The sequence below is a fragment of the Methylobacterium sp. AMS5 genome, from assembly GCF_001542815.1.
GTDB lineage: Bacteria > Pseudomonadota > Alphaproteobacteria > Rhizobiales > Beijerinckiaceae > Methylobacterium.
This window is the reverse complement of record NZ_CP006992.1, coordinates 3,288,779-3,308,713: the sequence shown is the minus strand read 5'-3', so window position 1 is coordinate 3,308,713 and position 19,935 is coordinate 3,288,779. Positions and strand designations below refer to the sequence as shown.

20 protein-coding genes are annotated in these 19,935 nt (G+C 68.0%); 13 read left to right on the top strand and 7 right to left on the bottom strand.

Annotated features, from left to right (window positions below; all coding sequences use genetic code 11):
* Nucleotides 1-22: 22 nt before the first annotated feature.
* Nucleotides 23-973 (bottom strand): alpha/beta hydrolase, encoded by a 951-nt coding sequence (locus Y590_RS14865; protein WP_060770538.1) that lies wholly within the window; start codon nucleotides 971-973, stop codon nucleotides 23-25.
* A 207-nt stretch (nucleotides 974-1,180) separates the two neighbouring features.
* Here Y590_RS14865 and Y590_RS14860 point away from each other — a divergent pair, with 207 nt between their 5' ends.
* From Y590_RS14860 to Y590_RS14825, 8 genes are all read left to right on the top strand, one after another.
* Nucleotides 1,181-1,537 carry a DUF6460 domain-containing protein gene (locus Y590_RS14860; RefSeq protein ID WP_060770537.1) on the top strand — a complete coding sequence of 119 codons (357 nt, stop codon included), beginning with the start codon at nucleotides 1,181-1,183 and terminating at the stop codon, nucleotides 1,535-1,537.
* 156 nt (nucleotides 1,538-1,693) lie between these two features.
* A complete protein-coding gene (locus tag Y590_RS14855) occupies nucleotides 1,694-3,091 on the top strand; it encodes a heterodisulfide reductase-related iron-sulfur binding cluster (RefSeq protein ID WP_060770536.1) in 1,398 nt (465 codons plus the stop codon).
* A gap of 113 nt (nucleotides 3,092-3,204) precedes the next feature.
* Nucleotides 3,205-3,591, top strand: coding sequence for a response regulator (locus Y590_RS14850; RefSeq protein WP_060770535.1), 387 nt, complete (start codon nucleotides 3,205-3,207; stop codon nucleotides 3,589-3,591).
* A 143-nt stretch (nucleotides 3,592-3,734) separates the two neighbouring features.
* Nucleotides 3,735-5,030 carry an O-acetylhomoserine aminocarboxypropyltransferase/cysteine synthase family protein gene (locus tag Y590_RS14845; RefSeq protein ID WP_060770534.1) on the top strand — a complete coding sequence of 432 codons (1,296 nt, stop codon included), beginning with the start codon at nucleotides 3,735-3,737 and terminating at the stop codon, nucleotides 5,028-5,030.
* 7 nt (nucleotides 5,031-5,037) lie between these two features.
* Complete coding sequence (locus tag Y590_RS14840) at nucleotides 5,038-5,586, top strand: L,D-transpeptidase family protein (RefSeq protein WP_060770533.1); 549 nt, start codon at nucleotides 5,038-5,040, stop codon at nucleotides 5,584-5,586.
* Between the two features lie 509 nt (nucleotides 5,587-6,095).
* Complete coding sequence (locus tag Y590_RS14835) at nucleotides 6,096-7,781, top strand: methyl-accepting chemotaxis protein (RefSeq protein ID WP_060770532.1); 1,686 nt, start codon at nucleotides 6,096-6,098, stop codon at nucleotides 7,779-7,781.
* 141 nt (nucleotides 7,782-7,922) lie between these two features.
* Nucleotides 7,923-8,936, top strand: a complete 1,014-nt coding sequence (locus Y590_RS14830; protein ID WP_060770531.1) for a zinc-dependent alcohol dehydrogenase family protein — start codon at nucleotides 7,923-7,925, stop codon at nucleotides 8,934-8,936.
* Between the two features lie 29 nt (nucleotides 8,937-8,965).
* The gene (locus Y590_RS14825) at nucleotides 8,966-9,307 is read left to right on the top strand and encodes a hypothetical protein (RefSeq protein ID WP_060770530.1); all 342 of its coding nucleotides are present in this window, start codon (nucleotides 8,966-8,968) and stop codon (nucleotides 9,305-9,307) included.
* 3 nt (nucleotides 9,308-9,310) lie between these two features.
* Here Y590_RS14825 and Y590_RS14820 read toward each other — a convergent pair whose 3' ends face one another.
* Nucleotides 9,311-10,048 (bottom strand): RNA methyltransferase, encoded by a 738-nt coding sequence (locus tag Y590_RS14820; protein WP_060770529.1) that lies wholly within the window; start codon nucleotides 10,046-10,048, stop codon nucleotides 9,311-9,313.
* Between Y590_RS14820 and Y590_RS27570 the strand changes: the two genes are divergently transcribed.
* A complete protein-coding gene (locus tag Y590_RS27570; RefSeq protein WP_158509750.1) occupies nucleotides 10,047-10,316 on the top strand; it encodes a hypothetical protein in 270 nt (89 codons plus the stop codon). The two genes, Y590_RS14820 and Y590_RS27570, sit on opposite strands and share 2 nt — an antisense overlap.
* 51 nt (nucleotides 10,317-10,367) lie before the next feature.
* On the opposite strand, the gene Y590_RS14810 is transcribed toward Y590_RS27570, so the two are convergent.
* Nucleotides 10,368-10,622: a ribbon-helix-helix domain-containing protein gene (locus Y590_RS14810; RefSeq protein WP_060770527.1), complete on the bottom strand. Its 255-nt coding sequence runs from the start codon at nucleotides 10,620-10,622 to the stop codon at nucleotides 10,368-10,370.
* A 106-nt stretch (nucleotides 10,623-10,728) separates the two neighbouring features.
* Entirely contained in the window at nucleotides 10,729-11,277 is a 549-nt protein-coding gene (locus tag Y590_RS14805; protein ID WP_003597938.1) for a formaldehyde-activating enzyme, read from the bottom strand.
* A gap of 184 nt (nucleotides 11,278-11,461) precedes the next feature.
* On the opposite strand from Y590_RS14805, the gene Y590_RS14800 reads away from it, so the two are divergent.
* The gene (locus tag Y590_RS14800) at nucleotides 11,462-11,974 is read left to right on the top strand and encodes a hypothetical protein (protein WP_060770526.1); all 513 of its coding nucleotides are present in this window, start codon (nucleotides 11,462-11,464) and stop codon (nucleotides 11,972-11,974) included.
* Nucleotides 11,975-12,118: 144 nt separating this feature from the next.
* A complete protein-coding gene (locus tag Y590_RS14795) occupies nucleotides 12,119-13,333 on the top strand; it encodes an NADP-dependent isocitrate dehydrogenase (protein ID WP_060770525.1) in 1,215 nt (404 codons plus the stop codon).
* Between the two features lie 52 nt (nucleotides 13,334-13,385).
* Here the strand turns inward: Y590_RS14795 and Y590_RS14790 are convergent, their stop codons facing one another.
* The 3 genes from Y590_RS14790 to glgX all read right to left on the bottom strand — a co-directional run bounded on the left by Y590_RS14790 (nucleotide 13,386) and on the right by glgX (nucleotide 17,774).
* Complete coding sequence (locus tag Y590_RS14790) at nucleotides 13,386-13,703, bottom strand: hypothetical protein (RefSeq protein ID WP_060770524.1); 318 nt, start codon at nucleotides 13,701-13,703, stop codon at nucleotides 13,386-13,388.
* Between the two features lie 26 nt (nucleotides 13,704-13,729).
* A complete protein-coding gene (locus Y590_RS14785; RefSeq protein ID WP_060770523.1) occupies nucleotides 13,730-15,331 on the bottom strand; it encodes a hybrid sensor histidine kinase/response regulator in 1,602 nt (533 codons plus the stop codon).
* Between the two features lie 172 nt (nucleotides 15,332-15,503).
* Nucleotides 15,504-17,774, bottom strand: a complete 2,271-nt coding sequence (gene glgX, locus Y590_RS14780) for a glycogen debranching protein GlgX (RefSeq protein WP_060770522.1) — start codon at nucleotides 17,772-17,774, stop codon at nucleotides 15,504-15,506.
* 226 nt (nucleotides 17,775-18,000) lie between these two features.
* Between glgX and Y590_RS14775 the strand changes: the two genes are divergently transcribed.
* Entirely contained in the window at nucleotides 18,001-18,804 is an 804-nt protein-coding gene (locus Y590_RS14775) for an SHOCT domain-containing protein (RefSeq protein ID WP_060770521.1), read from the top strand.
* Between the two features lie 59 nt (nucleotides 18,805-18,863).
* Nucleotides 18,864-19,928 (top strand): spore photoproduct lyase family protein, encoded by a 1,065-nt coding sequence (locus Y590_RS14770; RefSeq protein ID WP_060770520.1) that lies wholly within the window; start codon nucleotides 18,864-18,866, stop codon nucleotides 19,926-19,928.
* Nucleotides 19,929-19,935 lie beyond the last annotated feature (7 nt).

Below are 19,935 nucleotides of genomic sequence, written 5' to 3'. Positions count from 1 at the left end.
TCGGCCGCGGGCCGTCACCGCGTCACGCCAGCGCCATCAGGAAGCGGTCGATCAGCTCCAGGGCCCGCTCGGTCAACGCGCCGGGGTAGCGCACGAAGATGTGGCAGCCGCCGGCATAGACCGCGGTGTGGCCGCCATTGTTGGCCGCCGCCCAGCGGGCCGACATGTAGAGCGTGTCGTCGAGCAGCGGGTCGGCGGTGCCGACGGTGAACAGGGCCGGCGGCAGGCCCTTCAGGTCGGCATAGAGCGGCGACACATCAGGACGGCGCCGGTCGATGCCCTCGCGCACGTAACCGTCGGCGAAGCGCTTGAGGTCGGTGGTGTTGATGACGAGGCGTTCCTCGCCCCACAGCCGCACGCTCGGGGTCAGGCCGAGATCGTAGAAGCCGGCATTGAGGTTGGCGCCGCGGAAGGCGCGGGGCAGGTTGTGCCGGTCGCGCAGGCGCAAAAGCGTCATCACCGCGAGATGTGCGCCGACGGATTCGCCGCCGATGGTCAGGGCGTGAACGCCGAGCTCCGCCTTGCCGGGGCCGGCGAGCCACAGGGCGGCCGCCTCGCAGTCCTCGAGGGCGGCGGGATAGGGATGCTCCGGCGCCAGCCGGTACTCGACCGACAGGCAGACGAAGCCGCAGGTGTCGGCGATGCGTTCGAGCCAGGGATCCTGCTCGTCGGCCGCGCCCCAGACCCAGCCGCCGCGGTGGATGTGCAGGTAGGCGCCCCGCGCCCTGCCCAGCGGGCGGATCACCCGCAGCGCCAGCGGGCCGGCGGGTCCCTTGATGGTCACGGTCTCGGCGCGCGAGCTGCGCGGCATGGCAGGAGAGGCCTGCGTGCCCGCCCGGCGGCGCGCGCGCACCTCTTCGATCGGCAGCGACCATGGGTCGGCCTGCGCGGCGTGGGCGGCCACGATCTCGGTATTGAGCGCCTTCGTCTCGGCATCAATGGTCGCCGGGTCGAACAGAGCGTGGTCGATCATGGCCTTAATCAGGTCGCGCTTTATGGGGTCATCGGGAGTCGGCAGGGCCGGATGCCGCCTGCCATCTTGAGCGGAACGTTCGAGGATGCCATCTGGCTGCTACCCCGAATGCGTCGAATGATGCTGCGGCGTCCCGGTTTCGCAGAAGTGTGGCGAAGCAGCAACGCCGTTGCGAGGGTGTCACGGAACACCAAGGATATCGGCAGAATGATCGGCGATCACGAATCGCGGCGCCGCACCCCGCTCGACTCCAACGCTTATCCGGCCGATCCGCGTCATGGTGCGACCCGCCGACGCTCCGGCCTCAACCGCTTTCTCGGCGGCTCGCCCGCGGCGGTGTTCGTGAAGCTGCTGTTCCTGTCCGTGCTCGTCGGCGCGGTGATGGCGATGTTCGGCCTGACGCCGGGCCTGCTGTTCTGGCAGCTCTACGATTTCACCCGGTCGCTGATTGACCTCGGGCTCGACACCTTCCACGATTTCGGCCGCTGGATCCTCGCGGGTGCGGTGGTGGTCGTGCCGATCTGGTTGATCGCCCGCCTGCTCACCGTCTCGCGGGACCGGTGACGTCTGACCGCCGCGTCGATCCGTCCGGGCCGACGCGGCGGCCGTCATCGTGAGGGCGTGCGACACAGCAACAGCTTAGAACCGTTCCGATTGCCTCGCCCGCGCGAACGGCTTTAAGACACGCACCAGAAGTAAGAAACCGCATCGAGGCGTGTCGTGCAGACCAATTTCGCCCCCGAGCAGCTCGCCGATCCCGCCATGGCGGCCTCGGAGAAGATCCTGCGCACCTGCGTGCATTGCGGATTCTGTACCGCGACCTGCCCGACCTACCTCCTGCTCGGCGACGAACTCGATTCACCGCGCGGACGCATCTACCTGATCAAGGACATGCTGGAGGGCGGCAAGCCGGCGAGCCGCGAAGTGGTCAAGCATGTCGACCGCTGCCTCTCGTGCCTCTCCTGCATGACGACCTGTCCGTCGGGCGTGCATTACATGCACCTCGTCGATCACGCCCGCACCCATATCGAGAAGACCTACGCGCGCCCGCTCTCCGACCGGCTCCTGCGCGCGGTGCTGGCCCTGGTGCTGCCCTATCCGAACCGGTTCCGGGTGGCGCTGCTGGCGGCCAAGATCGGGGCGCCGTTCCGGCCGCTGGTCGCCCGTCTGCCGCGGGTCGGCAACCGGCTCGCGGCGATGCTCGACCTCGCCCCGGCGCAACTGCCGAACCGCAACCGCACCGACCGGCCCGGCACCTTCCCCGCCGATCCCTCAGCGCAGGAGATCAGCGCCCTGTTCCAGACCGGTGAGGACAAGGCACCGGCCCAGCGCCGCGGCCGGGTCGCTCTGCTGCGCGGCTGCGCTCAGAGCGTCCTGCGGCCGGACTTCAACGAGGCGGCGATCCGTCTGCTCAACCGCCATGGGGTCGAGGTGGTCCTGCCCAAGGGCGAGGGCTGCTGCGGCGCACTGACCCATCACATGGGCAAGGAGAAGAACGCCCACGGTCACGCCAAGCGCACCATCGACGCCTGGATCGCCGAGATGGACGGGCCCGGCCTCGATGCCATCGTCGTCACCGCCTCGGGCTGCGGCACGACGATCAAGGATTACGGTTTCATGTTCCGCGACGACCCGGCCTATGCCGAGAAGGCCGCGCGGGTCTCGGGTATCGCAAAGGACGTGACCGAGTACATGGCCGAGATCGGCCTGCTTCCCCCGGTCGAGGATACCGACCTCGTGGTCGCCTACCATTCCGCCTGCTCGATGCAGCACGGGCAGGCCATCCGCACCGAGCCGAAAACCCTGCTCAAGACGGCCGGCTTCACGGTGAAGGATGTGCCGGAGGGCCATATCTGCTGCGGCTCGGCCGGAACCTACAACATCCTTCAGCCGGAGATCGCCGCCCGTCTGCGTGATCGCAAGGTCGCCAATATCGAGCGCGTCCGGCCCGACATCATCGCCACCGGCAATATCGGCTGCGCCACCCAGATCGGAAAGGGCACCGACATCCCGATCCTGCACACGGTCGAGCTGCTCGACTGGGCGACCGGCGGGCCGCGGCCGGAGGCGCTGGCGCATTTGAAGGCACGTCGGACGCCGGTCCCAGCGCACGCGTAAGGTCAAGATTGAATTTCCCGCTCTGCACAATTGCGGGTCGTCCCTTCCTTGACCTCGCTGCAGGTGCGAATTAGGCCCGCAACCAGTGTCGGCCCGAGATCGTTTGCAGGCTTATGATAGAGAACCCGACAGAGTCGCCCGTCGTCCTCCTCGTCGAAGATGACGGTCTGCTACTGATGGAAGCGTCCGATACACTGGCCGAGGCCGGATTCAACGTCCTCGAAGCGCACCATGCCGACAAGGCGCTCGACGTGCTGGAAGGCCGGCCCGATGTCGGGATCGTGATGACGGACGTCGACATGCCGATGGGCTCGATGGACGGCTTCGCCCTGGCCCGCCTCGTCGCCCACCGCTGGCCGGAAATCCCGGTGCTGATCGTCTCCGGCATGGGCACGCCCGGCCCCGGCGACATGCCGGACGGTGCCCGCTTCATCCCGAAGCCGTACGCGCCGACCATGCTGGTGCGCACCCTCAAGGCCTGCCTCAAGCGCGCGGCCTGACGGCCTCCCGCAGACGTTGCGCGCATGGCCGATGCGCGCGGGGGCCAATCGCGGGTTTCGCCGCGGTTCGTTTCACGGCAGAAGGCGCGTGAGAGTGGCGCGCTGCCCCGCGCGCCGACAGACCGATCAGTTCAGGTCCCGCCATGACCGCCGAGCCAAAAACCCTCCGCTTCGCCACACAGGCGGTCCATGCGGGCGCCGCGCCCGATCCGGCCACCGGTGCGCGGGTGCAGCCGATCTACTTCACCAACGGCTTCGTCTTCGACTCGACGGAGCAGGCCGCCGACATCTTCGCCATGCGCAAGACCGGCTTCTCCTACTCGCGCGGCTCGAACCCGACGGTCGCCGCGCTGGAGCGTCGGGTCGCCGCATTGGAGGGCGCCAAGGCGGCGGTTGCCGTCTCGTCCGGGCAGTCGGCGGTGCTGCTGGTGATGATGACGCTGATGCAGACGGGCGATGCCTACGTCGCCTCGCCGCGCCTGTTCGGCGGCTCGCTCGGCCTGATGCGCCGCCTGGAGGGGCGCTACGACCTGAAGCCGCACTTCGCCGCGGACCTGACGCCGGAGGCGTTCGAAGCCGCGATCACGCCGCAGACCAAGGCGATCATCTGCGAGTCGATCGTCAATCCCTGCGCCACGGTGATGGATATCGAGGGCATCGCCGCGGTCGCCAAGCGGCACGGCCTGCCGCTCGTCATCGACAACACCCTGGCCTCGCCCGCGCTGATCCGCCCGATCGAGTACGGCGCCGACATCGTCGTCCACTCGACCTCGAAGTTCCTCGGCGGCTCGGGCCAGGTGATCGGCGGCATGATCTGCGATGCCGGCACCTTCGATTGGAAGGCGCAGGGCTCGCGTTACAACCTCATCAACGATCCCTGGCCGGACTATGACGGCCTGATCGTCAGCGATCGTTTCCCCGAGATCAGCTTCGCCGTGGCTTGCCGCCTGTTCGGCCTGCGCGACCTCGGCCCCGGCCTCTCGCCGATGAATGCCTTCCTCACGCTCACCGGCATCGAGACGCTGCCGCTGCGGATGGCGCGCCACTGCGCGAACGCCAAGACGGTCGCGGCCTATCTCAAGGACCATCCGGCGGTGGCGTGGGTGAGTTATCCCGCCCTTCCCGGCCAGAAGGGTGAGGCCTTGGCCAACCGCTACGTGCCGCAGGGGCCGGGGTCGATCTTCACCTTCGCGCTGAAGGGCGGCGAGCCTGCGGCCCTGCAATTCATCGCGAACCTGGAACTGGTCTCGCACCTCGTGAACATCGGCGAGATCAAGTCGCTCGTGATCCACCCGGCCACCACGACCCATCGTCAGCTCCGCCCCGAGGAGCGCGCGGCGGCCTGCGTCGGCCCCGAGACCGTGCGTCTCTCGATCGGCCTGGAGGATCCCGAGGATCTCATCGCCGATATCGAGCAGGCCCTGGCCAAGGTCGGCTAACGCCGCGATGAGACGGCGCGGGCGCATCGCGGCATTGATCGGCGGCCTCGCCGTCCTCGGCTCCGGTGCCGTCGTGCTCGCCGACTTCCTGCAAGTCGGCCGCACCGAGCCCCCGCTCGCGGCCGAGGCTGAGCGCGCCGACCGCGTCCTCGTGGAGAAGGCGGCGCGCCGCCTGACCCTGCTGCGCGAGGGCCGTGTGCTCGCGACCTACCCCATCTCCCTCGGCTTCGCGCCGGAAGGGCACAAGGTCCGCGAAGGCGACGGGCGCACGCCCGAAGGCATCTATGCGATCGCGTTCCGCAATCCGCGCAGCGTCGCCCATCTTTCCCTCAAGGTATCCTACCCCTCCCCGGCCGACGCGGCGGCGGCGCGGGCCGGCGGCTACTCGCCCGGTGGCGACATCATGATCCACGGGCTGATGAACGGCTTCTCCTGGCTCGGTGGCCTGCACCGGCTGAGGGACTGGACCCAGGGCTGCGTCGGCGTCACCAACGCCGAGATGCGGGCGATCTACGCCCGCGTCGATCTGGACACGCCCATCGAGATCAGGCCCTGAACGTCGCCGCGTCCGCGGCCGGCACGACGGACTGACAAGACGGATCGACGCTCGGCGCCGACGATCATCTGTCGAAGAGCACATTCGCCCGGATGTCGGCGCTCAAAAATCCCCGGCGTTGACCACCGTTCGGCGCGCATTTGCCTTCTCCGCAGGCGTTGTAGATTCAACTGACTTCGAAGAATTCGTCCTCCCCTTCGTTCGAGGCCCGACGGCCAGCGAAAGCGGATGCGCTGGTTCGAGGCGATAAGAAGATTAGCCCATAGATCGGGCGTTTCCGAAGATCGATGGGGATGGATTTCAGAATCAGGTTCTGCCGACGCGGCCTCTGTCAGAAGAAGGCTGTGGCTTGAGTGCAGCTCCGATCGGCGGAGATTGTCTTACGCCAAATCGCGGGACGGTTATCTTAATCTTCTCGTTAAGAAGTTCAATCTATCAGTTTTTTGTCAGCAGACCTGGGTGATCCGTGCGCGGCGGACACTTCGGCATCTTACGCGCCCACCTATCCGATGCGCTTCTCTCTTAAAACGGCTCTCATCGCCCTGTTCGGTGGGGTGATGCTCATCACGATCGGCCAGGGTGCCGTATCCTTGAGAGAGCTGTCGTTGATCCGCCGCGGTGTCAGTGAGGTGGCCGCCAACTGGCTTCCGTCCGTCATCGCCGTCAACGAGATGGGGACGGCCGCAAGCCAGATGCGCCTGCGGCAGTATCGGATCGTCACGACATCCACCGATTCCGGAACGCTGGCTACGAACCGGACCTTTTACGAGCGGGCGACGGCCGACATGGCGGCGGCGCGCAAGCGCTACGAGCCCCTGATCTCGTCCCCGGAAGAACGTGCGCTCTACACGCAGTTTTCGGAGCTGTGGTCCCGCTACGATGAGGCGAGCCGCCATATCCTCGTGATGATGGAGCAAGGCCGGCAGCGGGAGGCCATGGCGGAGCTGGTCGGGCCCAGCCTGCTTTCCGTGTACAGCCAATCGAGCGACCTGATCGCCCGCGCGATTACCCTCAATCGCGACGGCTCCACGCGCGACGCGTCCGCCGCGGTCGACAATGTCGAGACCGCTTCGATCGCCGCGAGTGTCGCGATGGCGGTCGCCGTGATCGTCGCCCTCGGTGCCATGCTGTTCGGCTTCCAGCGGATCTCGCGGCCGATCACCGGCATCACCGGGATGATGGGCGCGCTCGCCGCGGGTGACGTCGAGACACCCGTGCCGTACCGGCAGCGCCGGGACGAGATCGGTGCGATGGCCGCCGCCGTCCAAGTGTTCAAGGACAACCTGATCCGCACCCGCGCCCTGGAAGCCGAGACGGCGCTTGCCCGCGCTTCGGCCGAGGAGCAGCGGAAGGCGGCGATGCGGTCGATGGCCGACAGCTTCGAGGCCGCCGTCGGCGGGATCATCGGCACGGTCACGTCGGCGGCCACCGAGCTGCAGGCCACGGCCCAGACCATGTCGGGGACCGCCGACGAGACGGCTTCCCAATCGATCACCGTGGCGTCTGCGGCCGAGGAGGCGGCGACCAATGTGGGAACCGTCGCCGCCGCAGCGGAAGAACTCGGCACCTCCGTGCACGAGATCGGCCGGCAGGTGGCCAATTCGTCCGAGCTCGCTCAGGCCGCGGTCGGCGAAGCCGACCAGACCGCCGGGCTGGTCCAGAACCTGTCGAGCGCGGCCGCCAAGATCGGCGACGTGGTATCGATGATCTCGACGATCGCCGGACAGACCAACCTGCTGGCTCTCAACGCCACCATCGAGGCGGCGCGTGCCGGGGAGGCCGGGCGTGGCTTCGCTGTGGTCGCTGCCGAGGTCAAGGAACTGGCCAACCAGACCGCCAGGGCGACCAGCGAGATCGCGCAGCAGATCGGCACGATCCAGGTCGCGACGGATCAGGCGGTCGCGGCCATCGGCGGCATTTCCGGTCGCATCCGCGAGATCAACGGCGTCGCGGCCGGTATCGCGGCGGCGGTCGAGCAGCAAGGTGCGGCGACGCAGGAGATCGTGCGCAACGTCGCCCAGGCCTCGACCGGAACGGCCGAGGTGACGAGCAACATCGCCGGGGTCGCCCGCGCGTCCGAGGAGACCGGCACGGCGGCGGGCCAAGTGCTCGACGCGGCTTCCGAATTGTCGCGCCAGTCCGAGCAGCTCTCGGCGGAGGTGAGCCGCTTCCTCGCGACCGTGCGGGCGGCATAGCGAGACCTGCCCCAGCGCACCGATTGGGGAATTGTGAGGAAGAGGTCGCCTTCGGGCGGTCTCTTCCCATATGCGCCTGCAAGAGCTTCTGCCATGAGCGCCTGCGTCCAGCCGGGACGCGAAACCCCACGGGAGACCGCCATGCGCGCCTACGAGATGTCCGCCGCCGCCGGCCTCGACAGTTGGAAGAGTGCCGAGCGCCCGACGCCCGAACCGGGGCGCGGGCAGGTCCTGGTCCGGATGCGCGCCGCCTCCCTCAACTATCGCGATCTGCTGATCTGCGAGGGCCGCTACCCGTTCGCGGTCAACCTCGACCGGCTGATCCCTCTCTCCGATGGGGCCGGTGAGATCGTGGCGCTCGGCGCGGGCGTGCGCCGCTTCACCGGCGGCGAGCGGGTTGCCGGAATCTTCTCGCAGAGCTGGCTCGGCGGTGCGCAGGTGGCCGACACGTGGCAGACGGCGCTCGGCGGCGCCATCGACGGGGTGCTGACCGAATATCAGGTGTTCGACGAGGACGGGCTGGTCAGGCTGCCCGATCATCTCAGTTTCGAGGAGGGGGCGACGCTGCCCTGTGCGGCGGTGACGGCCTGGAACGCGCTCTACGGGCTCAAGCCCCTGCGGGCCGGCGAGACGGTGCTGACGCTCGGCACCGGCGGCGTCTCGATCTTCGCGATCCAGCTCGCCCACGCGGCCGGTGCGCGGGTCATCGCCACTTCGTCGAGCGATGCCAAGCTGGAGAAGGCCCGCGCACTCGGCGCACACGACACGATCAACTACCGCACCCATCCCGATTGGGAGGGCGAGGTGCGCCGGCTGACGGGCGGAACGGGCGTCGATCATGTCGTCGAGGTCGGCGGCACCGGGACGCTCCCGCGCTCCATCGCCTCGGCCCGGCCCGGTGGGCATATCGGCTTGATCGGCCTGCTGGCCCAGGGCGAGGCGTTCGACCCGCTGGCGATCCTCGGCGCGAGCTGCATCGTGCGCGGCGTCGCCGTCGGCCCACGGGAGATGTTCGAGGACATGAACCGCTCGATCGCCCTGCACGGGATCAAGCCGGTGATCGACCGGGTCTACGGTTTCGACGCGGCGCCGGCGGCCCTCAAAGCCTTGGCCGAGGCAGGGCATGTCGGCAAGATCGTGATCCGGATCGGTTGATGCGCGGGCGTCGGGGGAAGAGGCGGGTGATGCGCGCAGGGGTCGGATGGGGACTTCTCGCGGCGCTCGTATCGCCGGTGGCGGCGAGCGCCGGGGACGTCACGACGGTGCGGACCGAGTCCTTCCCCCGGCCGCCCTATTCCGGGGCGACCTACTACGTCTACGAGCGGGCGGGCCAGACGATCTGCACCAAGCTCGCCGTCTGCAACAAGTTCGAACAGTGCGAGACCAGCTACGTCCCCGGTGCCTTTCGCGCGCCCGAGGACACGGCCACCGGAGAACCCTACGGGACGACGCCCGCGGTGCCGATCGCACCCGCGTCGCTCGCCAAGCATGTCTGCCTGACGCGGTTCGGACTCGTGCAGCGGTAGGCCCTACGCCTCGTCGGTCTTGCGAGCCTTTCGGTTCAACGCCCGCAGCGCCCCGCGAAAGGTGCGCACGTCCTGCTCGGTCATCGCCATGCGGTGGAGCATGTCGCGCATGTTGCGGGCGATGATCTCCTGCTTCTCCGGCGGGTAGAAGCCGGCCCCCGCCAACGTCTGCTCCAGGTTTGCAAACAGCGAGAGCATCGCATCGCGGGTGGCGGGCGGCGAGAGCATTTCGCCGGAGAAGCGCAGGGTGGCGAGGCCGGCGGCGCGGCGCCACTCATAGCCCATCAGCAGCACGGCCTGGGCGAGGTTGAGCGAGGGGAACGCGTCCGTCACCGGGAAGGTGACGATGGCGTCGGCCAGCGACACCTCGTCGTTGCTCAAGCCCACCCGTTCGCGCCCGAACATCAGCCCGATCCGCTCGCCGCGGCCGATCCGTTCGGCGCTGGCCGTCATGGCGTCCTCGGGGGCGAAGACCCGCTTCATCTGCCCGCGCTCGCGGGCGGTGGTGGCGAGGAGAAAATGCAGGTCGGCGATGGCCTCCGGCAGCGTGGCGTAGACCTTGGCCCCATCGAGCACGAAAGTCGCGCCGGAGGCCGCCTCGCGCACGCCCTTCTTCGGCCAACCGTTCTTGGGCGCCACGAGGCGCAACTCGGACAGGCCGAAATTCGCCATGGCGCGGGCGGTCATGCCGATATTCTCGGCAAGTTGCGGCTCGACCAGGATGACGACGGGGGCGCTCATGGCCGCCCTCTCGCACGCCGCGATCACAGCCTCAATCCGGGAAGAGCAGCGATTCCCAATCCCGCACCCCGTTCATGACGTGCAGGCTCTCGATCCGCTCGCTACGCACCCGGTCGAAGATGAGGTGGGAACCGTAGGAGCGCCGCCGGACGCCGCTCTCGGCGTGAAGCGTAACCAGCGGGAAGCCTTCGGGAAACTCGGCGAGTTGCAGACACCGCTCGATCGGTTCGGTGACGAAGCCGACGGCGTGGATTGTCCCGGGCGATGAAGTCGCCGATGCACGCCAGATCGGCTTCAGCCTCGGCGGTGAAGACGGCGATCATGCAACCGGGCCGGACAGCTTTTCGTCTCTGGCGATCAACCGTGCCTTGACGTCTTCGGCCGGCGTCGCCCGGTTGGCATCGGCGACTTCACGGGCCGGGGCCGCGCCGAGCAGAGACAAGCGCTTCCCGCGCTCCTCGACCAAGCGCAGACCCTCGCGGAGAATCTCGGTTCGGGAGCCGTAGCGGCCCTCCTTCAAGAGCGATGTGACATCGTTTTCGAGGCGGGTTTCGAGGCCGGCGCTGCTCGGCATCATCGATGCGCCCGTCGCTGCGGAAGCGGGAGGAGGACTGTTATCGCTCGCGGCGCCGACAGAGCCGCGCCGCCGGCAATGCCGATGGCGCGGTCTTCCAAAAGTCTCAGATCTTACCGTCGAGGCCCATCTGGTAGTACTTGTGCACGATCTTGTCCTGGTTCTCGAGAAGCCAGTCGATCGAGGGCTCGTTGGTCATGGCCTTGCGGATCGCTTCGGTCATGCCCTTGCGCTGGATCTCGAACAGCGCCTTGTGATCGACGCTCTCGGCCTGGATCACGCCCGGGCTGAGCCAGACCGAGCAGATGATGCCGAGGTCGTTGGCCTTCTCCTTGGGGATGTAGCCGGCCCGCACCGCGTCGAGCACGCCGTTGGCGATGGCGTACTGCACCGTGCCCATCAGGATCGAGGTGTACTTGTTCTCGGTCACGCTTACCTTGGAGACGCATAGCGTCACCGGGCGGACCATGATGTCGGTGTTCAGGAGCGCGAAGACGCGGCTGTGGCCGACGACCTGATCGCCGGTGAGGGTGGCGAGCGCGGTGCCGACCGGCCCGTCGAGCTCGCCGATGATGACCTCGGGCTCGGACGCGGTGTTGGGCGGGCCGCCCGCGACGAGGGCCTCGCCGGCGCGCAGGATGATGCGGTCGCTCATGGTGTGTCCTTCCTCGTGATCGGCCGTTTGTCTTGACGCGCGGGTCGTCGCAGCGGCGGCCGGGTTTGTCCAGGCCGCTTAGCGCGGCCGTGGCGTGCGCTCATGCGGGAGCGACACGCGCTTTGGCCGGTGACCGCGCCGGCGGGGTGGCCGCGCCGCGCCGCCTCGTCTATGCCCGCCTCCCATGACCGATGCCGTGAGAGACCGCGACGGCCTGCGCTATGCCGTGGCGCTGATCGAGATCCAGGGCGGGCTGGTGGGCCTCTGGGCCTTCCTGCACGACCTGATCCAGACCGGCGCGTCGGTTCCGCTCACCCTGCTGCCGGGCGTCCTGTTCATCGTGCTGGTTCTGGCGGCGAGCGTGGTCGCGGGGGTCGCGCTCTGGCAGGATCGGCGCCTCGGCTACACCCTCTCCGTGCCGGTGCAGCTGGCGCAGGTGGTCTGGTTCGTGAGCGCCGGGCTCACCGTCCGCATCTCGGCCAGCGGCTGGCTCCTCGCCGACGTGTTCCTGCGCGCGCCCGCGGCAGGGGGGCTCGTGGTCGGCTGGCAGTTCGATGCGGCCCGCAAGAGCGGCTACGCGCTGTCCCTCGCCCCGCGGGAGGATTTTACCCTGGCGCTGAACCTGATCGCCCTGGTGATCCTCGTCTGGCTCGGAATTCGCCTGCGCGGCCTGCTGCCGTTCCGCAGGGTCCGGTAACAGATTCGCGCATCCGAAACCGTCGTTCGGAGCCCGGCTTTGTCGCCTTGCTGCGCTGCGTTATAGGGGCGGCGACCGAGTACCGGGGAGACGCGCGACGGGCAATCGGCTGGGCGCACGGCACCGGGCAACTGAGGGACCGACATGGCGAAGATCAAGGTGGCCAATCCGGTCGTCGAGCTCGACGGCGACGAGATGACCCGGATCATCTGGGCGGAGATCAAGAACAAGCTCATCCACCCCTACCTCGATCTCGACCTCGACTATTACGACCTCGGTGTCGAGCACCGCGACGCCACGAACGATCAGGTGACGATCGATGCCGCCGAGGCGATCAAGCGCCACGGCGTCGGCGTGAAATGCGCCACGATCACGCCGGACGAGGCCCGCGTCGAGGAATTCAAGCTCAAGGAGATGTGGCGTTCGCCCAACGGCACGATCCGCAACATCCTCGGCGGCGTCATCTTCCGCGAGCCGATCATCTGCAAGAACGTGCCGCGCCTCGTGCCGGGCTGGACCCAGCCCTTCGTGATCGGCCGCCACGCCTACGGCGACCAGTATCGCGCCACCGACTTCAAGGTGCCGGGCAAGGGCCGCCTCACCATCAAGTTCGAGGGTGACGACGGCGCCGTCATCGAGAAGGAAGTGTTCAAGTTCCCCGACGCCGGCGTCGCGATGTCGATGTACAACCTCGACCAGTCGATCATCGACTTCGCCCGGGCCTCGTTCAACTACGGTCTGGCCCGCAAGTACCCGGTCTATCTGTCGACCAAGAACACCATCCTCAAGGTCTACGACGGCCGCTTCAAGGATCTGTTCCAGAAGGTGTTCGACGAGGAGTTCAAGTCGAAGTTCCAGTCGCTCGGCCTCGTCTACGAGCATCGCCTGATCGACGACATGGTGGCCTCGTGCCTCAAGTGGTCGGGCGGCTACGTCTGGGCCTGCAAGAACTACGACGGCGACGTGCAGTCGGACACGGCGGCGCAGGGCTTCGGCTCGCTCGGCCTGATGACCTCGGTGCTGATGACGCCGGACGGCCAGACCGTGGAGGCCGAGGCCGCCCACGGCACCGTGACGCGCCACTACCGCGAGCACCAGAAGGGCAAGGCGACCTCGACCAACTCGATCGCCTCGATCTTCGCCTGGACCCGCGGCCTGTCGCACCGGGCCAAGCTCGACGGCAACGCCGATCTCGCGACGTTCGCCGCGACCCTGGAGAAGGTCTGCGTCGATACGGTCGAGGCCGGCCACATGACGAAGGATCTCGCCCTCCTCGTCGGCCCGGACCAGAAGTGGCTCACCACCGACGGCTTCCTCGACAAGGTCGATGAGAACCTGAAGACGGCGATGGCCGTCTGAGGCCGCAGCGTAACGGCCCTCCCCCCGAAAAAGGGGGGAGGGTCGAGAAACCTCAGCCCGCCTTCTTTGCTGCATTCCGCTTGCGCGTCTCGGCCGCCTTCTTGGCCGAGGCGGAACGCTGCGCCTTCGTGCGCGAAGCCGAGGCCGTGCCGCCCGTGCGACCGCCTTTATGTGCCGCGGGATGGTCCGTTGCCTTGCCGCGGCCCGAGCCGCCGGGCTTCTTGCCGCCGCCATCGTCCTTGTTGACGGTCGCCCAGGCGCGGGCCTCCGCTACCTTCTCCGGCACGCCGCGGGACGCGTAGGATTCGGCGATGTGCTCCGCCTTGCGGACCTGCTTGTCGGTGTATTTCGACTTGTCACCCTGAGCCATGGTGCTCTCCCGATCCGTCGCGCCGGTCAGCTCCGGCTCGGCGCGTCGATAGCCGCCCGCACCCGCCGGATCAGCTCGGCACGGCGGTACGGCTTGTTCAGAATATCGAACTCCGGACGCTCGATGCCGGTTCGCTCCAGGCTGGCTTCGGCATAGCCGGTGGTGAGCAGGATCTTCAGGTCGGGATGGCGGCGGCGCGCCTCGCGGGCGAGCGCCAGGCCGTCCATGCCGCCGGGCATGATCAGGTCGGAGAAGAGCAGGTCGATCTCCGGATGGTCGTTCAGGATCTCCAGGGCCTCGCGGCCGTGGCGGGCCATCAGGGTGCCGTAGCCGTAATCGCGCAGGATCGCCCGGGCGAGTTCGGCGACGTCGGCGCGGTCGTCCACGATCAGGATCGTTTCCGTGCCCGGCCGCTCCTCGACGATGGCAGCCGGTGCCGCGCTCTCCGGCGCACTGGCCGCGTCGCTCGCGGGGAAGGAGAGGCATACGGTCGTCCCCTCCCCCATCACCGACTCGATCTGCGCGAAGCCGCCGGACTGCTTGGCGAAGCCGTAGACCATCGACAGGCCGAGCCCGGTGCCCTTCCCCTCCTCCTTGGTGGTGAAGAACGGGTCCATCACCCGCGCCAGCATGTCCGACGGGATGCCGGCACCCGTATCGGTCACTGCGACGCTCACGAACGGGCCCGAACCGTCGGGCCGGCCGGATTCCTCGTTGCGGGTCGCGATCGTGACCCGCCCGCCCTCCGGCATCGCGTCACGGGCGTTGATGAGCACGTTGAGCAGGGCGACCTCGGCCTGGGTCCGGTCGATCCGGCAGGGCCAGAGGTCGGGGGCGAGATCGGTCTCGATCGTCACCGCGTCGCCCAGCGTGCGCCCGGCCAGTTCCTTCATCTCCGAGACGAGGCCGTTGAGGTTGAGCGTGCGGCCGTCGAGGCGCTGCTTGCGGGCAAATGCGAGCAGCTGCTGCGTCAGCGTCGAAGCCCGCTCCGCCGCGTCGCGGATGTTGCCGACGGCGCGGCCCATGCGGCCCCGGTCGGCGTCCGGCCGCTCGAGGTTGGTCGCCAGCGAGTCGGCGTAGCCCAGGATCACCTGGAGCAGGTTGTTGAAGTCGTGGGCGATGCCGCCGGTGAGCTGGCCGATCGCCTCCATCTTCTGCGCCTGATGCAGCGCGTCTTCCGCCAGCCGGCGGCGGGTGATGTCGAGCTGCGAGCCGAAGAAGTACAGAAGGTCCCCGGCGGCGTTGTAGACCGGACTCACGAACAGGGCGTTCCAGAACGACGAGCCGTCCTTGCGATAGTTGAGGATCTCGGTGGCGACGTCGCGCCGCGCCGCGACGGCCTCGCGCACCAGCGCCCGCGTCGCCGGATCGGTCTCGGGGCCCTGGAGGAAGCGGCAGTTGCGGCCGATCACCTCGTCCCGAGCGTAGCCGGTCATTTCCAGGAAGGCTTGGTTCACGAACACGATCGGTTGGTCGTCCCGGTTCGGATCGACCACCACCATCGGCATGCGCGTCATCGCGACGGCGGCGAAGAAGATGCCGCTGCCGGACTCGAATTCGTGGCCCTCCGCACCCGCCTCGACGCTGGGATGGACGCTGTGGGGTCTCTTCTCGGGGATGTCGGTCATGCGAACCCGCGGCGTGACAAGTCTTGTGAGGCCGCCGGCACGGCCGGCGCATCCCCGAGGCAGCGCGTAGGATAAGGCTGCGGGGAGAAAATAGGGTCCGGAGCGCCGAGGCTCCGGAACCCATCGAAACCGGCAGGGACCGCTTGCGGCGAGCGGTCCCTCGCCCGCGCCATCAGGCCTCCTCGTCGATGCCGAAGCTCACGCTCTCGACATTTGCCCGCTCGAAGGCCTGCATCACGTACTGGTAGGAGCGCTCCATGTCGCTGTGCTCCTCGTCCTCGTTCTCGACGGGCTTGAGGACGAACATCAGCATCGAGCGTCCCGTGACCGAGTAGCTCTCGCCGACGGCGAAGCTTTCCACCTCCTGGCTGTCGGGCAGGTTGGTATCGAGTAGCCGCGTCCACGAGGTGCCGCCCGGCGCCTCGGGGAAGGTGAAGTCCACCACGTCGTGATAGGCGTTGTAGAACAAGAGCAGGGTGGCATCGCCGCCGCGCTTGTGGATGCCGCTCGCCTGGGCGCGCCCGTCGAGCAGTACGGCGAGGGTTCGCGAGTTGCCGTCGTTCCAGTTCTCCGGGCTCATCTCGGTGCCGGTCGGCGTGAGCCAGGTCACGTCCTTGACGCCGAACTCCTCGTCGTAGGCCCCGGTGACGAAGCGTCCGCGCGACAGCATCGGCAGGGCATTGCGCAGCAGGATCAGGCGCTGCGTGAACTCGGCCAGATCCCGCTCCTCCTCGCCGATGGCGCCCCAATCGACCCAACTGACCTCGTTGTCCTGGCAATAGGCGTTGTTGTTGCCCTTCTGCGTGCGGGCGAACTCGTCGCCGGCGAGCAGCATGGGCGTGCCCTTCGACAGGAACAGGGTCGCCAGCATGTTGCGCATCTGGCGCAGACGCACCGAGCGGATCTCGGGATCGTCGGTCGGGCCCTCGACGCCGTAATTGTAGGAGAGGTTGTGGCCGTGCCCGTCGCGATTGCCCTCTTCGTTCGCCTCGTTGTGCTTCTCGTTGTACGAGACCGTGTCGTTCAGCGTGAAGCCGTCATGGGCGGTGATGAAGTTCACCGAGGCCCAAGGGCGGCGTCCGCGCTTGTTGAACTTGTCGGCCGAGGCGGTGATGCGCGAGGCGAGCCCCGGCAGCAGCCCGGCATCGCCCTTCCAGTAGCCGCGCACGTCGTCGCGGAAGCGGTCGTTCCACTCGGCCCAGCCCGGCGGGAAGCCGCCGACCTGATAGCCGCCGGGGCCGCAATCCCACGGCTCGGCGATGAGCTTCACGTCGTTGAGGACGGGATCCTGACGGCAGGTATCGAGGAAGCCGCCGCCCTCGTCGAAGCCGTAGGGCTCGCGGCCGAGAATGGTGGCCAGATCGAAGCGGAAGCCGTCGACCCGCATCTCGGTCGCCCAGTATCGCAAGCTGTCGGTGACGAGCTGCAGCACGCGGGGATGCGAGAGGTTGAAGGTGTTCCCGGTGCCGGTATCGTTGATGTAGTAGCGCGGCTGGTTCGGCAGCAGACGGTAGTAGGAGGCGTTGTCGACGCCCTTGAACGAGAGTGTCGGGCCCTTCTCGTTGCCCTCGGCCGTGTGGTTGTAGACCACGTCGAGGATCACTTCGAGGCCGGCGCCGTGCATGCGGGCGACCATCTCCTTGAACTCGGAGAAGGCGAAATCCGGCACCGCCGCGTAGCGCCGGGCGGGCGTGAAGAACGAGATGGTGTTGTAGCCCCAGTAATTGATGAGATCCTTCTGCTGCAGGTAGTCGTCCTGCACGAAGGAATGCACCGGCAGCAGCTCGACCGAGGTGACGCCGAGGCTCTTGATGTAGTCGAGCACCGCCGGGTTGCCGAGGCCGGCATAGGTGCCGCGCAGCTTCTCCGGCACCGCCGGGTGCAACTTGGTGAAGCCCTTCACGTGGGTCTCGTAGACGATGGTGCGCTCCCACGGCACGCGGGGCTTCACGTCCCGGCCCCAGGTGAAGGCCGGATCGATCACGCGCGAGCGGCGGGTGTAGGGAGCGGAATCGCGCTCATCGAAGGTGAGGTCGTCGCCCGTCTCCATCTGGTAGCCGAACAGGGCCGGGTTCCACTGGATCGTGCCGACCAGACCCTTGGCGTAGGGGTCGATGAGGAGCTTGTTCGGGTTGAAGCGGTGGCCGGCCTCGGGCTCGTAGGGGCCGTGGACGCGGTAGCCGTAGATCGTGCCGGGGCGCGCGTCCGGCAGGTAGCCGTGCCAGACCTCGTCGGTGTACTCGGGCAGCTCGATGCGCTCGATTTCCTTCTCGCCGGCATCGTCGAACAGGCACAGCTCGACCTTCGTGGCGTGGGCCGAGAACAGCGCGAAGTTCACGCCGCGGCCATCCCAGGTCGCACCGCGGGGATGCGGCGAGCCTTCGCGGATACGCGTGCGCGATGTGCGCGGCCTCGGCGTCGCAGTCCTGTCGGTATCGGCCATCGATCGTCCCATTCTCACTTGTGGCGGTCCCCGCGGGTCCAGCCGGACTCAGAACGTGCACGGAACGGCGAAGCTCCGTCTCGCCTGACGCGACGCAGCAAATTTTTCCCGACCCGCTGCGCACCGCCACGGATGTGGTAGGCCTTGGACGAAACTCACGGTGGGGGCCCGCGTTGCAAAGCCCCTCATCGATCGACACGGACACATCCGAGGGGGACCGTCACCCATGATCGAAGACCCCGAGCATCGGCACGCCGGGCTTCAAGCCTTGGCCGAGCGGCACGGCGTCAGCCTGGAAGCGGTGCGCCACCTTCTGCGCGCGCTCCAGGCGGGCCAGGGCAACATGGCCCAGTTCGACCACCCCGATCTCGGCGGCTTCGGACAATGGTCGCGTGGCGGCATGGTGATGGTCGGGCGCATGAACGACCATGCCCTGAAGGCGCAGGTCGATGCCCTGTGCACCGAACTCGCCACGGCCCTGCCGCTCGCCGGCTTCCGCGAGGAAGCCGCCTCGGGCAATTGGTGGCCGGACGAACTGGGGCTGCCGTCGAGCGCGGGGGCGCAGAACGCGACGCGCTACGCCTTCTTCCCCGAGCGCCGACGCCTCGCCATCGAGACCGGCGGGCGGCTCACCCTCTATGACACCGGGGACCGCCTCGTCACCGGCGTGAGCCAGCAGCAGGGCGGAAGCGCCTCGCTGCGCTTCAGCGGACCGCAGGGGAGCTTCTCGCTGGAAGATCTGACGCCGGTCGAGCGGGATGCGGGGGGGGCGGCGCCGTCGGCGCCCCAACCGGCGGTGGACACGAGTGTCGCCGCGTTCGCGTCGTCATCGGTCGCCCCTGCGGCCAGCCCGGTTCCGTCGGCGGCCGCCGCCATCCGGCCGGGGGCGGCACCCTCCGGTACACCTTCGGGCGCAGGCCCGGACGACATCCTCTCGATCCTCGAACGCCTGGCCGACCTGCACAAGAAAGGCGTGCTGACCGAGGACGAGTTCTCTGCCAAGAAGGCGGAGTTGCTGGCGCGGCTCTGACACGACGGCCTGTCGCCGCAGGCCCCGTCGGAAGGCCGCGGTCGCCCTAGATCCAGGCGATGGCCCCGCGCGACCTCATCGACATCGACCGCATCTTCCACGAGCCGGCGGTCGCCGATTATCCGCGCGGACGCGAAATCCTGGCCCGCTATTCGAACGCCGAGCGGATCGCGGTCCCGTCGCACTGGAACATCCCGGAGCTGCACGGCAATGCCGGCTCGGTCGAGGACTGGGTGCGGATCAAGCGATCGACCCTGGTGCTCGGCGTGAAGAAGGGACTCGCGATGCGGCCCAATGGCCGTTCCGCCCACTTCATCGCACCCTCGACCTCGAACGGCTGCGCGATGGCCTGCGCCTATTGCTACGTGCCGCGCCGCAAGGGGTTTTCCAATCCGATCTCGCTGTTCGTGAATGTCGATGCGGTCTGCGCGGCGATCACGCGCCATGCGGCCAAGCAGGGTCCGCTGCCGGAGCCCGATCAGATCGACCCGGAGGCTTGGGTCTACGATCTCGGCGAGAACGGCGACCTCTCGGTCGATGCGATGATCTGCGACAATGTCCGCGATCTCGTCGCGCAATTCCGCGGGATTTCCAATGCCAAGGGGTCGTTCGCGACCAAGGCCGTGAACCGCGATCTCCTCGCCTACGATCCAAGAGGGCGCACCCGCATCCGCTTCTCGCTGATGCCGGCGCGGATCGCGCGGGTCGTCGATGTGCGCACCGCCCCGATCCCCGAGCGGATCGCCGCGATCGACGACTTCCTTCGCGCCGGCTACGAGGTCCACGTCAATTTCTCGCCCGTGATCCTCTACGAGGGCTGGGAGGCGGATTGGGCCGCGTTGTTCGACGAGATCGACGGGACGATCTCGGGCGCCGCCAAGAATCAGCTCGCCTGCGAGATCATCATGCTGACCCACAATGCCGGGCTGCACGAGGTGAACCTCGGCTGGCACCCCAAGGCCGAGGATCTGCTCTGGCGGCCGGACATCCAAGAGACCAAGCGCTCGGAGGGCGGCGGCGAAAACCTGCGCTACCGCACCGGCTGGAAAGGGAAATGGCTCGCCCGCTTCAAGGCGCTGCTCGCCGAGCGGATGCCCTATTGCCGGGTGCGCTACGCGTTCTGAGGAGGAA

Excerpts from the sequence above, each read along its gene's own strand:
- Y590_RS14795 (WP_060770525.1), top strand. The coding sequence starts at position 12,119 with ATGGCGAAGATCAAGGTGGCCAATCCGGTCGTCGAGCTCGACGGCGAC.
- Y590_RS14785 (WP_060770523.1), bottom strand. The coding sequence starts at position 15,331 with ATGACCGACATCCCCGAGAAGAGACCCCACAGCGTCCATCCCAGCGTC.
- Y590_RS27570 (WP_158509750.1), top strand. The coding sequence starts at position 10,047 with ATGGCCGCCCTCTCGCACGCCGCGATCACAGCCTCAATCCGGGAAGAG.
- Y590_RS14850 (WP_060770535.1), top strand. The coding sequence starts at position 3,205 with ATGATAGAGAACCCGACAGAGTCGCCCGTCGTCCTCCTCGTCGAAGAT.
- Y590_RS14830 (WP_060770531.1), top strand. The coding sequence starts at position 7,923 with ATGCGCGCCTACGAGATGTCCGCCGCCGCCGGCCTCGACAGTTGGAAG.
- Y590_RS14840 (WP_060770533.1), top strand. The coding sequence starts at position 5,038 with ATGAGACGGCGCGGGCGCATCGCGGCATTGATCGGCGGCCTCGCCGTC.
- Y590_RS14845 (WP_060770534.1), top strand. The coding sequence starts at position 3,735 with ATGACCGCCGAGCCAAAAACCCTCCGCTTCGCCACACAGGCGGTCCAT.
- Y590_RS14770 (WP_060770520.1), top strand. The coding sequence starts at position 18,864 with ATGGCCCCGCGCGACCTCATCGACATCGACCGCATCTTCCACGAGCCG.
- Y590_RS14800 (WP_060770526.1), top strand. The coding sequence starts at position 11,462 with ATGACCGATGCCGTGAGAGACCGCGACGGCCTGCGCTATGCCGTGGCG.
- Y590_RS14820 (WP_060770529.1), bottom strand. The coding sequence starts at position 10,048 with ATGAGCGCCCCCGTCGTCATCCTGGTCGAGCCGCAACTTGCCGAGAAT.
- Y590_RS14775 (WP_060770521.1), top strand. The coding sequence starts at position 18,001 with ATGATCGAAGACCCCGAGCATCGGCACGCCGGGCTTCAAGCCTTGGCC.
- Y590_RS14865 (WP_060770538.1), bottom strand. The coding sequence starts at position 973 with ATGATCGACCACGCTCTGTTCGACCCGGCGACCATTGATGCCGAGACG.
- Y590_RS14860 (WP_060770537.1), top strand. The coding sequence starts at position 1,181 with ATGATCGGCGATCACGAATCGCGGCGCCGCACCCCGCTCGACTCCAAC.
- Y590_RS14790 (WP_060770524.1), bottom strand. The coding sequence starts at position 13,703 with ATGGCTCAGGGTGACAAGTCGAAATACACCGACAAGCAGGTCCGCAAG.
- Y590_RS14810 (WP_060770527.1), bottom strand. The coding sequence starts at position 10,622 with ATGCCGAGCAGCGCCGGCCTCGAAACCCGCCTCGAAAACGATGTCACA.
- Y590_RS14805 (WP_003597938.1), bottom strand. The coding sequence starts at position 11,277 with ATGAGCGACCGCATCATCCTGCGCGCCGGCGAGGCCCTCGTCGCGGGC.
- Y590_RS14835 (WP_060770532.1), top strand. The coding sequence starts at position 6,096 with ATGCGCTTCTCTCTTAAAACGGCTCTCATCGCCCTGTTCGGTGGGGTG.
- glgX (WP_060770522.1), bottom strand. The coding sequence starts at position 17,774 with ATGGCCGATACCGACAGGACTGCGACGCCGAGGCCGCGCACATCGCGC.
- Y590_RS14825 (WP_060770530.1), top strand. The coding sequence starts at position 8,966 with ATGCGCGCAGGGGTCGGATGGGGACTTCTCGCGGCGCTCGTATCGCCG.